Source organism: Nocardia sp. 348MFTsu5.1 (genome assembly GCF_000383535.1).
Classification (GTDB): domain Bacteria; phylum Actinomycetota; class Actinomycetes; order Mycobacteriales; family Mycobacteriaceae; genus Williamsia; species Williamsia faeni.
Genome location: NZ_KB911509.1, coordinates 560,050 through 572,864, shown reverse-complemented (window position 1 = coordinate 572,864; position 12,815 = coordinate 560,050). Strand labels below are relative to the sequence as shown.

The 12,815-nt window shown below is 63.8% G+C and carries 16 protein-coding genes; 11 read left to right on the top strand and 5 right to left on the bottom strand.

Annotation, left to right across the window (positions count from 1 at the left end; translation table 11 throughout):
- Positions 1-22: 22 nt before the first annotated feature.
- Positions 23-925, bottom strand: coding sequence for a helix-turn-helix transcriptional regulator (locus H290_RS0102720; protein WP_020105224.1), 903 nt, complete (start codon positions 923-925; stop codon positions 23-25).
- 292 nt (positions 926-1,217) lie between these two features.
- On the opposite strand from H290_RS0102720, the gene H290_RS0102715 reads away from it, so the two are divergent.
- The 5 genes from H290_RS0102715 (at position 1,218) to H290_RS27635 (ending at position 5,149) form a co-directional block, all read left to right on the top strand.
- A complete protein-coding gene (locus H290_RS0102715; RefSeq protein WP_020105223.1) occupies positions 1,218-2,102 on the top strand; it encodes an aldo/keto reductase in 885 nt (294 codons plus the stop codon).
- A gap of 6 nt (positions 2,103-2,108) precedes the next feature.
- Positions 2,109-2,507: a cupin domain-containing protein gene (locus H290_RS0102710; RefSeq protein WP_020105222.1), complete on the top strand. Its 399-nt coding sequence runs from the start codon at positions 2,109-2,111 to the stop codon at positions 2,505-2,507.
- Between the two features lie 27 nt (positions 2,508-2,534).
- Positions 2,535-2,963: a PPOX class F420-dependent oxidoreductase gene (locus tag H290_RS0102705; RefSeq protein ID WP_020105221.1), complete on the top strand. Its 429-nt coding sequence runs from the start codon at positions 2,535-2,537 to the stop codon at positions 2,961-2,963.
- A gap of 143 nt (positions 2,964-3,106) precedes the next feature.
- Complete coding sequence (locus tag H290_RS31565; protein WP_231373488.1) at positions 3,107-3,511, top strand: hypothetical protein; 405 nt, start codon at positions 3,107-3,109, stop codon at positions 3,509-3,511.
- A 21-nt stretch (positions 3,512-3,532) separates the two neighbouring features.
- A complete protein-coding gene (locus tag H290_RS27635; RefSeq protein WP_231373498.1) occupies positions 3,533-5,149 on the top strand; it encodes a CocE/NonD family hydrolase in 1,617 nt (538 codons plus the stop codon).
- Between the two features lie 25 nt (positions 5,150-5,174).
- Here the strand turns inward: H290_RS27635 and thiM are convergent, their stop codons facing one another.
- Complete coding sequence (gene thiM, locus H290_RS0102695; RefSeq protein ID WP_020105218.1) at positions 5,175-6,017, bottom strand: hydroxyethylthiazole kinase; 843 nt, start codon at positions 6,015-6,017, stop codon at positions 5,175-5,177.
- Between the two features lie 39 nt (positions 6,018-6,056).
- Positions 6,057-6,938 carry a sulfurtransferase gene (locus H290_RS0102690; protein WP_020105217.1) on the bottom strand — a complete coding sequence of 294 codons (882 nt, stop codon included), beginning with the start codon at positions 6,936-6,938 and terminating at the stop codon, positions 6,057-6,059.
- A 126-nt stretch (positions 6,939-7,064) separates the two neighbouring features.
- Here H290_RS0102690 and H290_RS0102685 point away from each other — a divergent pair, with 126 nt between their 5' ends.
- The 3 genes from H290_RS0102685 to H290_RS0102675 all read left to right on the top strand — a co-directional run bounded on the left by H290_RS0102685 (position 7,065) and on the right by H290_RS0102675 (position 9,192).
- Positions 7,065-8,195, top strand: a complete 1,131-nt coding sequence (locus H290_RS0102685; RefSeq protein ID WP_020105216.1) for an LLM class flavin-dependent oxidoreductase — start codon at positions 7,065-7,067, stop codon at positions 8,193-8,195.
- Positions 8,195-8,830 carry a GntR family transcriptional regulator gene (locus H290_RS0102680; RefSeq protein ID WP_020105215.1) on the top strand — a complete coding sequence of 212 codons (636 nt, stop codon included), beginning with the start codon at positions 8,195-8,197 and terminating at the stop codon, positions 8,828-8,830. Before H290_RS0102685 ends, H290_RS0102680 begins: the two co-directional genes overlap by 1 nt.
- Before the next feature lie 140 nt (positions 8,831-8,970).
- Positions 8,971-9,192: a DUF3263 domain-containing protein gene (locus H290_RS0102675; RefSeq protein WP_081631464.1), complete on the top strand. Its 222-nt coding sequence runs from the start codon at positions 8,971-8,973 to the stop codon at positions 9,190-9,192.
- 10 nt (positions 9,193-9,202) lie between these two features.
- On the opposite strand, the gene H290_RS0102670 is transcribed toward H290_RS0102675, so the two are convergent.
- A complete protein-coding gene (locus H290_RS0102670; protein ID WP_028462687.1) occupies positions 9,203-9,640 on the bottom strand; it encodes an SRPBCC family protein in 438 nt (145 codons plus the stop codon).
- 211 nt (positions 9,641-9,851) lie between these two features.
- Between H290_RS0102670 and H290_RS0102665 the strand changes: the two genes are divergently transcribed.
- The 3 genes from H290_RS0102665 (at position 9,852) to H290_RS0102655 (ending at position 12,410) form a co-directional block, all read left to right on the top strand.
- Positions 9,852-10,415, top strand: a complete 564-nt coding sequence (locus tag H290_RS0102665) for a DUF6764 family protein (RefSeq protein WP_051121837.1) — start codon at positions 9,852-9,854, stop codon at positions 10,413-10,415.
- 161 nt (positions 10,416-10,576) lie between these two features.
- Positions 10,577-11,545, top strand: coding sequence for a polyphosphate kinase 2 (ppk2, locus tag H290_RS0102660; protein ID WP_020105211.1), 969 nt, complete (start codon positions 10,577-10,579; stop codon positions 11,543-11,545).
- Positions 11,546-11,588: 43 nt separating this feature from the next.
- Positions 11,589-12,410, top strand: coding sequence for a hypothetical protein (locus tag H290_RS0102655; RefSeq protein WP_028462684.1), 822 nt, complete (start codon positions 11,589-11,591; stop codon positions 12,408-12,410).
- Between the two features lie 33 nt (positions 12,411-12,443).
- Here H290_RS0102655 and H290_RS0102650 read toward each other — a convergent pair whose 3' ends face one another.
- On the bottom strand, positions 12,444-12,815 hold the full coding sequence (locus H290_RS0102650) for a hypothetical protein (protein ID WP_020105209.1): 372 nt from the start codon (positions 12,813-12,815) through the stop codon (positions 12,444-12,446).

The window sequence follows — 12,815 nt, the reverse complement described above, 5'->3', positions numbered from 1 at the left end:
CGGTTCCGAAACAGTCAAACCGTCAACGCGATTCGCGCACCGAGACGTGTTCGGTGTCGAGCTGTTCCTGGCTCGCGGCCCACGAGGCGAGCAGTTTGAGGGCATCGGCGGTGGGTGTGCCGGCCGCCGCGGTGTAGATGTTCAGATGCAGGCCGGGCTCAGAGGGCAGTTCCATACCTTCGAAGTCGAGGTCGAGTTGGCCGACCGCGGGGTGGCGCAGACGTTTTCGGCCGCTGCGATGGAAACGGACGTCTTGCGATGCCCAGCGTTTACGGAACAGTTCACTCTGCGTGGACATTTCACCGATGAGGGCGATGAGTGCCTTGTCGTGCGGATTACGGCCGGCTTCGAGCCGGAGCATGGCCGCGGCATCCTTTGCGATCTGGTCGTAATCGACAAAGAACTCTTCGGCAGCGCTGGGCTGCAGGTAGATGAATCGGGTGGTGTTGGCCGGACGTCGGGGGTCGGCCAACACCGGAGCGTAGAGCGCGCGGGCGAGCTGGTTCATGGCGATGATGTCGTGACGACCGTTTCGAACCCAGGCGGGTGCATCGGAGATGGCGTCGAGGACCTGCTGAATCGCCGGGCGGACGGTGGTCGGCGCGGTCCGTTGCCGCCGGGCCGAGGAGCTGGACTGCGACTGTCGGGCAAGGGCGAACAGATGGTCACGTTCTGCCTCGTCGAGCTGGAGTGCTCCGGCCAGGGCGTCCAGGACACTGTCGGAGGCACCGGCGAGGTTCCCGCGCTCCATCCGCACGTAGTAGTCGACGGAAACCCCGGCGAGTAGCGCCACCTCTTCCCGCCGCAGTCCTTTGACCCGACGGTTGCCGCCGTAGGCGGGCAGCCCGGTCTGTTCTGGGGTTATCCGGGCACGTCGAGAGCTGAGGAAGTCCTTGATCTCGGTGCGAAGGTCGGTGGTACTCATGCTTCCACGGTAGGCATCGCGACACCGGCGTGGGAGGTACTGCCGTTACCTGGAACAACTGGGACTCCCCGGCCGGCCGGGACTGCGCTCGAATGGTCAACATGACAGCCACCGCTCCCGCCCGTAGAGCCCCGGTCGACCTCGGACGGAGGGCTCCGGGACTACCCGCCGCGATTCTGGCGATCGTCCTTTCAACTCCTTCATGGTGCCCGGCGCACCCCGAAGGATGCCGACGATGACAGGTACTCACAGTCCCTGTCTGGGCGCGCGGCGGACCGCTAGGGTGGATTCCATGGCTCCTGAAAATATTGTCCTCAACAACGGAATCACCATGCCCGCGATCGGTTTTGGTGTTTTCCAGACGCCGCCCGACGAGACGACGATCGCGGTCACCGCTGCGCTTGAAACGGGCTACCGCCACATCGACACCGCTGCGGCGTACCTCAATGAGCGTGGCGTCGGTGAGGCGATCAGCCGGTCGGACCTCGACCGGTCGGACATCTTCATCGAAACCAAGATCTGGATCACCGATTTCGGCTATGACCAGACGCAGCATGCGTTCGACAAGGCGGCAGGCAAGCTCGGGGTCGAACAGATCGACCTGTTGATCCTGCACCAGCCGTTGCCGGGTGAGTTCGACCTCACGATCGGCGCGTACAAGGCGCTGGAAAAGTTGTTGGCGGACGGGAAGGTTCGAGCAATCGGTGTCAGCAACTTCATGCCCGAGCACCTCACGAGTCTGCTGGACGCGACATCGGTTGTGCCGGCGGTCAACCAGATCGAGGTACATCCCTACTTCCGTCAGACCGCCGTACTCGAGGCGGACGCCGAGCACGGGATCGTGTCGCAGGCATGGTCACCGATCGGTGGCATCACCTTCTATCGTGACGGCAAACATGGCTCCACCCTCGAGGACGCGACCATCGTCGCGATTGCACAAAAGCATGGCAAGACCGCTGCGCAGGTGATGCTGCGGTGGCATCTACAGCAAGGACGCCAGGTCATCCCGAAATCGGTGACACCGTCCCGGATCGCCGAGAACTTCGCCGTCTTCGACTTCGACCTCTCCGACGACGATCTTGCCGCCATCGACGCACTGGACACCGGCATACGCGGTGGCCCCGAACCCGAAGCGATCACACGCGAACGTTTCGGCCTGACAATCCCGGAAGCGTGAGAGCCCATGAACATCGATCCACCCACCCCGACCACCAAGAATCCGCCTGAACAATTCACCGGCGACGTCTGGCTCGACCTCATCGCACGTCCCCGCGAGGACGGTCAGCGAATGCTCGTCGCGAAGGTGCGATTCGCTCCCGGCGCGCGCACCGCATGGCACTCGCATGCTCGTGGCCAGACCCTGCACGTCACCCAGGGCGTCGCCTGGATCCAGTCTCGCGGCGAGGTGAAAGTCGAAGTCCATCCCGGACAAACGGTGTATTGCCCACCGGGCGAAGAACATTGGCACGGTGCATCGCCGGATTCATTCATGGAGCATCTGGCGATGCTCGACAACGCCGACGATCCGGCCGCCACCACCACCTGGCTTGAACACGTCACGGACGACGACTACTTGCGGTGATGAGGCCCAGGCGGGAATAGTCGATGTATGGCAGATCAATCAGCACTCCTCGAGTTCTTCAGCGAACACAGCCGAGGCACCCTCGCCACGATCAAACGTAATGGGGTGCCGCAATTGTCCACGGTGGCTTACGCATTCGATCCGCGGTCGCGGGTCATTCGGATCTCGGTGACCGATGACCGGGCAAAGGTTGTCAACCTGCGCCGCGATCCGCGGGCAAGTTTTCACGTCGTCAGCGAGGACGGCTGGTCGTACGCGGTCGGGGAGGGGAGCGTGGAACTGAGCCCGGTCGCCGAACAGACCCGCGACGACGACACGGTCTCGGAACTCATCGACCTCTATCGCGACATCTCGGGTGAACACCCCGACTGGGATGAGTTTGCACAGGCCATGGTCGACGACAAGCGGCTGGTGATCCGGCTTCACGCAGAACGGGTGTACGGGCAGGTCGGCTGAGCGGGTGAAGGTTGACAAAGCTACCCGCTGGTAGAAAGTTATGCGGTACATCACTTTGTGGACCAATGGTGATCGGGCCCACAAAGGGGGAGGGTGTTCGCCGATCGGGCGAACCAGCTGCATAGAAGGCGGGGGCCGGGGGAATGTCGATTTTCAGGGGACGGCATGTAGTTGTCGCCGTCGCATTGCTCGCTGTGCTGCAGGTGGGCCTGATGAATGTCCCGCTCGCCGGCGCTGCACCGATGTCGATCAATCCACCTCAGTGGACCGAGGTTCATTCGTCGGGTGACCAGAAGTATGCCGGTGTCGCCGTGACGCCCAGCGTGCCGATCCGGATGTCTGATGGCACAGTGCTGCGCGGCGACATCTATCGTCCGGCGGACGCTTCGGGGCGGGCCACCGCCGACAAGAATCCGGTGATCGTCAATCTGACGCCGTACAACAAGCTGATCGGCATGATCGCCGGCGTTGCGATGAACATCCCGGGGCTGTCCAAACCCCTCACCGACTTTCTGGCGGGGATCGACCTGTCCGGCTCCCCGATATAGGGGACCGAACGGTTGCTGAAGGTGGCGAACGGCGGTCTGGTCAGTTCGTTTGCGGTGGACCCGCAATTGGTCCGCAGCGGATACACGCAGATTGTCGTAGATGTGCGCGGCACCGGAACCTCGCAGGGTGTCTGGGACGTATTCGGTCCACGTGAGCAGCAGGACAGCCTCGAAGTCCTCGAATGGGCCCGGACCCAGCCCTACTCGAACGGCGACCTCGGGATGTCGGGGTATTCGTACTCCGCGGTCAATCAGCTCCAGGCCGCAGCCGCAAATCCCAAGGGGCTCAAGGCGATCTTCCCGGCAGCGCCGATGAGCGACATCGTCGCCGACGTCGTCGCGCCGGGGTCCGGATACGGTGCCGGATTTCTTGCGCTGTGGCTGTTTGCGGTGAACGCGACCAAGGTGATCCCGGACGTGCCGAGTCTGCTGCGAGGTGAGTTCGATCCGGTGTGGCTTCGTGATCGTCTCGAGAACCCGGCAATCTTCGCCAAAGAATTCCTCCAGGGGCTCACCGCACCGAATGTGGAGTCCCTCGACGGCCGAGCGAAAGAACTGGTCCAGCTCAACTCTGTCTACCGCGAAGCGCTGAGCACCGACACCGCGAAGGTCGAGGTCCCCACCTTTGTCGTCGGTGGTTGGCAGGATCTGTTCACCAACTTCGAATGGCGTGCGCTCGAACAGCTGTCGTCGCTGCCGCCCGACAAGAAGAAGCTCGTGATGAGTACCGGCCAGCACGTCACCAATGGGTGGGACATGCTCGGCAGACCCGGTGAACCACCATCGATGGGCGTCTTGCAGCGGGCCTGGTTCGACAAGTGGATCAAGGGCATCGACAACGGAATCGATCAGTATGGAAACGTGACCAGCCACCAGCAGGGTGGTGGCTGGATCCAGTCGGACACTCTGCCGCGAGCTGGTCAAGAACACCGGCGGCTCTACCTGACGCCGACTGCCAGCGGCACATCACCGACCTCCGTCGAGGACGGAACGTTGGCCGCCTCGGCACCGGGAAGCGCTGCGAAATGGACTGTGAGTCCGGGTGTTACGACCTTGTGCTCCGCGGATACCAATCGCGACCAGATCGGTTTCCTGAGTCCGTTCGACTTCTGTACGGCCGACAACCGGACTGCTGAACGGGGAGCCCTGACCTTCACCTCTCCACCGGTGTCACGGAACACATCGATCAACGGTCCGATCAACGTGCACGTCAGAACTCAGGTCGATGCCACCGACGGCTTCTATGCGGCCGTCGTCAGTGACGTGTCGGCCGACGGTACCTCGACAGTGCTGACCACCGGATCGATGACGGTATCCATTCGAAATCAGTTGGTGGAGTCCAAATCTGGGTATGCGCCCAACGGGGATCTCACCGATCCCTACTACGCGCTCGATGCGACCACCCGGGACACCGTCACTCCCGGCGCCATCGCGAACCTCGACATCGGAGCTCTGGGTACGGACGCATTGCTGAAACCCGGGCACCGACTGCGGGTGAGCATCTACGCGCTGAATGCCCCACGCGCAGTGAGTTTCGGACCGGTGAGCAATGACAGCGGCTTGAAGCCGGAACACGTGCTCATCGATCCGGCCAACCCGAGTTGGGTGTCCGTACCCAGCGACCGGCCGATCGGCTGATCGGGCGGCAGTGCCCCAAGTGGACTCAGGACAGCGAGGTCCAGGTGATCTGGGCCCGCGCGCGGATGTCGTCGGGACCCAAATCGTGGAGTGCGTCGAGGTAGGCGACGGCGAAGGAACCTGGGGCCGAGGTCTTTTCGGCGGCGATGTCCGCTGCGACCGCAACATGGGTGTGCGCCGACACCGCAGCCGTCAGGCCGTCGGGTGTGACCGCCGCGTAGGCGGCGACCAGTGCGCCCAATGAGCATCCGGTGCCGGTGACCTTGGTCAGAAGCGTATGGCCACCGCCCACCTTGAGCAGGTTGTGGCCGGAGCCGGTGGCCGCGACAACATGATCGACGGGTCCCGAGGCGGAGACGGCATCTGCCGACGCGAGCAATGCGCGGGCCGATTCGACCGCGGCGGCCGGGTCGGCCGAGCTGTCCACACCACGGCCCCCACCGTCGAGACCGTGCAAGCCGATGACCTCGGATGCGTTGCCGCGGATCACTGTCGGGTGCTGGGCGAGCAGCTCCCGGGCGAGCTCGCCGCGCCAGGGCAGGCCGCCGGCGCCAATGGGATCGAGAACCCAGGGGGTGCCGGATTCGCGCGCCGAGGTCGCGGCGGCGACGTAGGAGTCGTGCAGTGCCGATTGAGGCGTACCGAGGTTGATGAGCACTGCATCGGCGACACCGGCGAAGATTCCGGCCTCCTCTACGTTGTCGACCATGGCCGGGCTGGCGCCGGCGGCGAGCAGGACGTTCGCGGTGAAGCCGGCGGCGACATAGTTGGTCAAGGCGTGCACCAGCGGTGTCCGCGAGCGCAATTCGAGCAATGCATCGATGACGGCATCAACGTCGGGGGAGCGGGTCGGTTCGAGGGTGGTCATGTTCTGTCCTTCGTGTCGGGTCGGATTCGGGTGTGATGATCAGGATGTGATGAGGGGATTGCCGGGGTCGGCCGCCCATTCGGACATCGATCCGTCATAGACGCGGACGTCGTTGCGGCCCGATGCCCGTAGTGCCAGTGCGTATCCCGAGGCGGTGATGCCGCTGCCGCAGTAGGTCACGACAGGTCCGGGGGGTATCGACTCGGCCGTGCGTCGTGCCCGATCGAGATCGATCTCCGATCCGTCGGGGTCGATCAGTTCGGCGAATGGCAGGTTCACGCTGCCCGGGATGTGTCCGGCCCGTCCGTAGGGAACTTCGTCTCCGGAAAAGACTTCTGGCCGAAGTACATTGACGAGAACGGAATCCGAGCCGAGGTCGCGGACGTCGTCGGCGTCGACGAAATAGCCGGATTGGGCCGACAGTGCCGGTGGAGCGGTCGGTGCCGGGGTGATGTCCCCGGACTCGATCTCGCCGCCGATGCCGCGCCAGGCGTCGAGCCCGCCGTTGAGTACCGAGGCGTCGGCAAAGCCGTAGCTGCGCAACACCCAGACGAGCCGCGCGGCCCAGATCCCGTTCTGATGGTCGTAGACGACCACCGTCGAGTCGACGCCGACGCCGTGGCGTGCCAGAGCGTCGCCGAGTTGTTCACGCGTGGGACGGGTGAAACGCATCTCCGTTGTGGGGTCGGAGAAGTCGTCGACGAGATCGGCATGAATGGCGCCGGGCAGGTGGCCCTCGCGGTAGGTCGGCAGGCCGGTCGTATAGGTGCTGGTGTCGTCGGGGTGGATGTCCCGGGTGACGCAGGCATCGAGGATCACCAGGTTCTCGTCGCCGCGGTGTTCGGCCAGCCAGCGCGCCGACGTGAACAGCGCAGGGATCTCCTGGTCGGGGTTCACGGTTCCCGGTCCCGGTTGCGGCATGTGTATACAGCTACATTTATGGACATATTTGCGCACGCATTTAAATCCAGCTGATTTGAACGCGTGACGATCAGGGGCCCTGGCGCGAGAATCGGGGCGTCGCGCATTGAAGGGATCTGTGCAGTTATGGCCACGACCGACTCCGGTGGTAAAGCCCGCTTTCGTACGCTCTGGTATCTGACCACTGCAAACGGTGACTATCCGTGGACGCCGGGACGGTTGTACCCGCCGGACTTCGAGCACTACAAGGAACTCGCCCAGGCCATCGACGACGGTGGTTTCTACGGCGCGCTGGTGGCCACCTGGCCCAACGATCCGTTCACCTCGGCCTCGTTCGCCGCGGCGGTGAGCAGCCGGATGCGATTCCTCGTCGCGACCTACTCGGGTGTGGTTCCGCCGAAGGCCTTCGCCGAGAAGGCTCTGACCTTCGACCGGTTCAGCGGCGGCCGGCTCGACATCAACGTGATCAACGGAACCGACGACCGGGTGGGCCCGTACGGTGTGAAAGCCGATCACGACGACCGGTACACCCGCAGCACCGAATATTGGGCCGAGGTACTCGAGCATTACCGCGCCGGCACCGACAGCAACTTTCACAATTCGCCGGTCCGCATCGACCCGACCCAGGATGTGCTGGATCTGTGGGGCACGGGGGATTCACCTGCCGGATTGACGCACGCCGGAGCGAGTATTCACAACTACCTGACGATGCTGCGTCCCGCGCCGGAACTGGCGCCGAGGATCGAGGCCGCGCAGAGCGCGGTGGCGGCCGCCGGCCGCGAGTTCGATTCCATCGGCGCACTCGGTGGCGTGATTGTGCGGCCCAGCGCTGATGAGGCGCTCGAGAAGTTCTACACGGTGTTCACCGGCGCGGGTGTCGATGCGGTCCGCGACACCCTCGATGTCGCGGTGAAGAAGCGCACCAACGGTGAGCACAGCCTGCTGACCTACACCGCGCCTGATGCGCAGCGGCAGGGATGGGTCGATGCATTGCGGGCCAACCGTTTTCCCGAGCCTTCGGAACTGCAGGTCGATGAGGGGCTCTACGCCGGGATCACCGCTTGGTCGCCGTTGGACATCTTCGGGTCCCGCTCGTCGGCCCTGTACTTCGTCGGCGATCCCGACTCGATCACCGGCACCGTTCGTCGTTTGAAGGACGCCGTCGGCATCAGCTCGCTGATCCTGGCCGGCTGGCCGCTGGCCGAGGAAGCACGCCAGGTCGCCGAACATTTGATCCCGCGCTTCGACGAGCTCTGATGGACAGCCACGCGAACGGGATCTACCGCAAACTCCGGGAGAATCTGCTGGCCGGCGTCTACCCGGTGGACAGCCCGCTGATCCCGGGGGTGCTCAGTGAGGACTTCGCGGTCTCCCGCACCCCGGTGCGGGAGGCGCTGGCACTGCTGGCGCAGGACGGACTGATCGAACCGGTCCGTCGCGGATTCATGATCACCCAGCGTGGCGACGACGAACTGCTCGAGCTCTTCGAGGCGCAGGCTGCTCTCGACGCCGCGGTCGCGTCGGCGGCTGCCGACCGTCGCACCGACGTCGACCTGCTCCGATTGCAGGACGCACTGGACCGGTCGACCCAGCACGAAGAGCCGGCCGATGTCCGCCTCGCGCTGCGGCAGTGGCACACCGCCCTGCGCGAGGCGGCACACAACCGAACCATGACCGATCTGCTCGATCGACTCGATGCCCAGATCAAACTGGGCGCACCGTGGAAGCCCTCACATTCCGACGGCGCGTTCGAGCGCCCGATCGCCGAGCATCGGGAAATTCTCGCGGCGGTGCGCGAACGTGATCGGGACGGGGCACGCCTGGCGATGCTGGCGCACCACGCCGCCGACCGCGACAACCGAATTGCCCAATTGGCCCAGAGGCACGCGTAATTCGCGTCTGTGGGCTGTTCGGAGTACGTCCTTCCGATCCCTGTGATTTCTATGGCGGTGCCTATTGGCGCGGCGCGCTACCCTATGACTACAGTCACTGATCGTGACTCCAGTCACATGTCGAAGGGAGTGAGTGGGTCTTGGCACCGAATGCGCGGGAAATGTTGGATTTCGAAGTCCAGTGGTACCACCTCGGCGGTGGGCCCTCCGAACAGATTCATGAGCGTTTCGGAATGTCGGATCGCGACTACTTTGCGTCGTTGAACGACCTTCTGCGGGAGAGTCCGCCGGAACAGCTCTCACCGAGTGCAGTCGAACGGATGCGCGGAGTCGTGCGCCGCCGGCTCTGGATGGCCAAGTAGCCGGGTCCGATCACGCGAGCCGGCGTTTGGCCTCCTCCTTGAGACCCTTCTGGGCAGTGTTCAGTGCGGTTTTCTGAGCCTGCTTGACCAGGAGGCCAGGGAGCTTGATCTTCAGTTCCACCTCGAGCTCGAACTCGATATGTGAACCCTCGCCCTTGGGCGTGACCGTGTACTGGCCGTGCTGGTGGGACAGCTGGTCGGCTTCGATGAGATCCCAGGTGCAGGTGTTCTCTGTCCACGAGTAGGTCAGCACCTGATGGTCTGTCATCCCGATGGCCTGGAGTTGGAGCTTCACGGTCTTCGGTGAGCCGTCCTCGTACTCCTCGGTGATCTCGGCCTTCTTGTGTGGTCCCGACCAGTCGGGAAGGGACTCCACGTCGAGCAGGATCTCCATGATCACGGCCGGGGGTGCGTCGATGTCGAATTCGGTCTTTGCGTTCACAGGCATGGAGGAAAAATTACACCGATGCGCCCGCAATATCTGTCAGGTTCGGATCCGGCGAAGTTGTCGTTGGTTTGTGACCGAAGCGTTGCCATCGAATGCGGGCGTGGACCCGCGGCGGGGGAGTAGGGTCTGTCCCAAGTGACCGGCACGGTGAGACGACCGGTACTTCCAGGGCTGGGAATCGGGGGGCCTTGTGACTCCGCTTTATTTCTTGATGGGACGAAAGTTGTTCACTGCACGTAGTTTTGGTGCCCGCTCGCGCGTTCGACGCCGGCTGGCGCTGGCCGGGATCGTCGGGGCAGGGGCGGTGGCAATGGTCGGTTTTGCCGGGCTCGGTACCGCGGCGGCGGATCCGCTCATCTGCGAGGTGTCCAACGGGCACAACGTAATCCACGTGGACGACACCGGTGGCTGCGGCGCCAAGGCCGGCCCCGGCAGCACGGCCCGGGCCGTGGACCAAAGCGGTGGTGGCACAGCTGTTGCGTCGGCGGACACCGGCGGAAACGCGAACGCCCTGAATTTGCAACCCGGCGCCGCGGCCCTTTCTGGAGCGATCTCAGGCGGTAGCGGATACGCCGTGACCACCGGTCCCGGTGGGATTTCCGTGGCGCAGGCGCGGGACGGTGGTACGTCGATCGCGATCGCGGGATGGGGCGGTACCGCCTACTCGGGACCCTATGGGGCACAGTGCACAGGCAGCTTCGCCGCCGCAGTCGACACCAACACAGGCCAGGGCTGTATCGGTGCCGGAGGTATTTGGCTTTCGACTCCCAGATAACAAACCATGATGCGGGACGCTTCCTCCCGCACACCCCGACGAAGAGCGGTGCCGCTTACGGTGCCGCTCTTCGTGTATGGGCGGGCCGATGTCATGGGACGTTGGTCTCGGATTTACAAAGAGGACACGTGACAATCGGTCGTTCAGACTAGATTGAATCGGTGAACGAGATACTGCGTCTTTCGGACTTTGGACCCGATCATCCCGATATCGGTCCCGACTTCAGCGTTGTTGCCGGACGTGAGGCACTGCAAAAAATCGTCGACCTCGCCGACACCACCCAATTCCTGGTCGACGACCGCGATGACGACGACCCTCGATTGCTGACCCTGCCGGGGCGCAACGTCATCGACACCTGGCGTGAGGACTATCCCTACGACGAGCGTATGGGCCGCGACCAATATGAGCTCGAAAAGCGGTTGCTGCAGATCGAACTGCTCAAGCTCCAGCGATGGATCAAGGCGACCAACCAGCGCCATGTGCTGGTTTTCGAGGGGCGTGACGCCGCGGGTAAGGGTGGCACGATCAAGCGATTCATGGAGCACCTCAATCCCCGTGGCGCACGGGTGGTTGCCCTGGAGAAGCCCAGCGAGCGGGAATCGACCGAATGGTATTTCCAGCGCTACGTGCAGCACTTGCCCGCCGCGGGTGAGATCGTCATGTTCGACCGCTCCTGGTACAACCGGACCGGCGTCGAACGGGTGATGGGATTTTGCACCGACGAACAGCACGCCCAGTTCCTGCGGCAGGCTCCGCTGTTCGAGGAGATGCTGATCGATGACGGGATCAAACTGATCAAGTTCTGGTTCTCGGTGTCACCGCTGGAGCAGCGCACCCGGTTTGCGATCAGGCAGGTCGACCCGGTTCGACAATGGAAGTTGTCGCCGATGGACCTTGCCTCCCTGGACAAATGGGACAAATACACCGCGGCCAAGGAAGAGATGTTCGCCGGGACCGACACCGACCATGCGCCGTGGACGGTGGTGAAGAGCAACGACAAGAAGCGCGCTCGACTCAGCGCCATGCGGTACGTCTTGAACCTCTACGACTACGACGACCGCGACGATGAGATCGTCGGACGACCCGATCCGCTGATCGTCGGTCGGGGTAGCGACATCCTCGATGAATAGGACGTTGCGGGGTTTCACGTCTACGGATCGGTAGCCTGAGTCGGTGCGTTCCTTCCTTACTGCTGTGTTCTGTCTTGTCGCGATAGTCGGCGCGGCCATCGCGATACCCGCATTCTGGGTCAACTCGAATCTGGTCGACCGTGATGGCTTCAGCGACATGGTTTCCCCGCTCGCGGACAACCCGAAGGTTCAGGAACATATTGCCGACGAGATCACCGCGGAGGTTTCCGCTGCAGCCCCGTTGATCCCGGAGGCGCTGATCCGACCTCTCGCGGGGGCCTACACCCGCGGCGACAACTTCGAGGCCGACTTCACCGAGGCGATGAACCAGCAACACGACTGGCTCTTCGAAGAGGCCTCCCCTGAAGACAAGGTTCAGGTGATGTCACTGGATCTGACGCCGATGGTCAACCGCATCATCGACGATCGGATCTTCGGGGGTATCGAGATCTCGGGGCCGATCGAGGTGCCGCTGACCGATTCCGCCGCGGCCGGTCTGGAAGCCGGGCGCTATCACGATCTCGGTGATCAGATCGGATACATCGCCTACGGTTCGCTGGTGATCGCCGTGGTCGCGGCGATCGGTGGGCTGGCGGTGGCGCGGCGACGCGGATTGGTCCTTGCCGCAGTCGGATTCGGTGTGATCTTCGGCGGGGTGCTGACGTGGCTGATGGGCGACTTTGCTCAGCGCCGCGCACTCGACGAGGTCTCCGGCGCGGACGGATCGGCGCGTGAGGTTGCCGACCTCATCATCGACGAGGTGGTGGACAGCATGCAGAAGATCGGACTGATCGCTGCCTTCGCGGGCGTTGCTCTGGCCGTTGCCGGCGTACTGGTCACGGTGATGCTCGAACGCCGGCGCTAGTCGGTCACCGCGCGCCGCACGCGGACATCCTCATCACGAGGGCAACAATTGCCATGCCACCGCGAAGTTGTTGAATACGTTCCAGTCCAACGAGGTGGCGATGCCGAAGACCGGAACGCCCTGGCCGCAGTCGACGATGCGGGTCTCCGATTCGCCGGGCGCGAGTTCGGCGACGGTGAATTGAGTGGCCGAGAGCGCAAATCCCGACACCTTCACGTCGTATGCGGTGGTGCCCCCGACGTTGGTGGCCGTGACCGGGCACTGGGCCAGAAGATAGGCGGTTCCGCGCGCCTCGACGGTGACTTTCACGTCTGCCGGAGTGGCGGCGGTGGCCGTGGCAGGCGACGCCAGTCCCAGCCCGGCGGCGATGGCCAGCGTTGCGAAGCAGAACCGCGTTTTGGTCAT

Coding starts and splice junctions, on each gene's coding strand:
- H290_RS0102670 (WP_028462687.1), bottom strand. CDS start 9,640: ATGCCTGTGAACGCAAAGACCGAATTCGACATCGACGCACCCCCGGCC.
- H290_RS31565 (WP_231373488.1), top strand. CDS start 3,107: ATGTCGATTTTCAGGGGACGGCATGTAGTTGTCGCCGTCGCATTGCTC.
- thiM (WP_020105218.1), bottom strand. CDS start 6,017: ATGACCACCCTCGAACCGACCCGCTCCCCCGACGTTGATGCCGTCATC.
- H290_RS0102685 (WP_020105216.1), top strand. CDS start 7,065: ATGGCCACGACCGACTCCGGTGGTAAAGCCCGCTTTCGTACGCTCTGG.
- H290_RS0102690 (WP_020105217.1), bottom strand. CDS start 6,938: ATGCCGCAACCGGGACCGGGAACCGTGAACCCCGACCAGGAGATCCCT.
- H290_RS0102710 (WP_020105222.1), top strand. CDS start 2,109: ATGAACATCGATCCACCCACCCCGACCACCAAGAATCCGCCTGAACAA.
- H290_RS0102715 (WP_020105223.1), top strand. CDS start 1,218: ATGGCTCCTGAAAATATTGTCCTCAACAACGGAATCACCATGCCCGCG.
- H290_RS0102720 (WP_020105224.1), bottom strand. CDS start 925: ATGAGTACCACCGACCTTCGCACCGAGATCAAGGACTTCCTCAGCTCT.
- H290_RS0102650 (WP_020105209.1), bottom strand. CDS start 12,815: ATGACCAAAACGCGGTTCTGCTTCGCAACGCTGGCCATCGCCGCCGGG.
- H290_RS0102680 (WP_020105215.1), top strand. CDS start 8,195: ATGGACAGCCACGCGAACGGGATCTACCGCAAACTCCGGGAGAATCTG.
- H290_RS0102665 (WP_051121837.1), top strand. CDS start 9,852: ATGGGACGAAAGTTGTTCACTGCACGTAGTTTTGGTGCCCGCTCGCGC.
- H290_RS0102705 (WP_020105221.1), top strand. CDS start 2,535: ATGGCAGATCAATCAGCACTCCTCGAGTTCTTCAGCGAACACAGCCGA.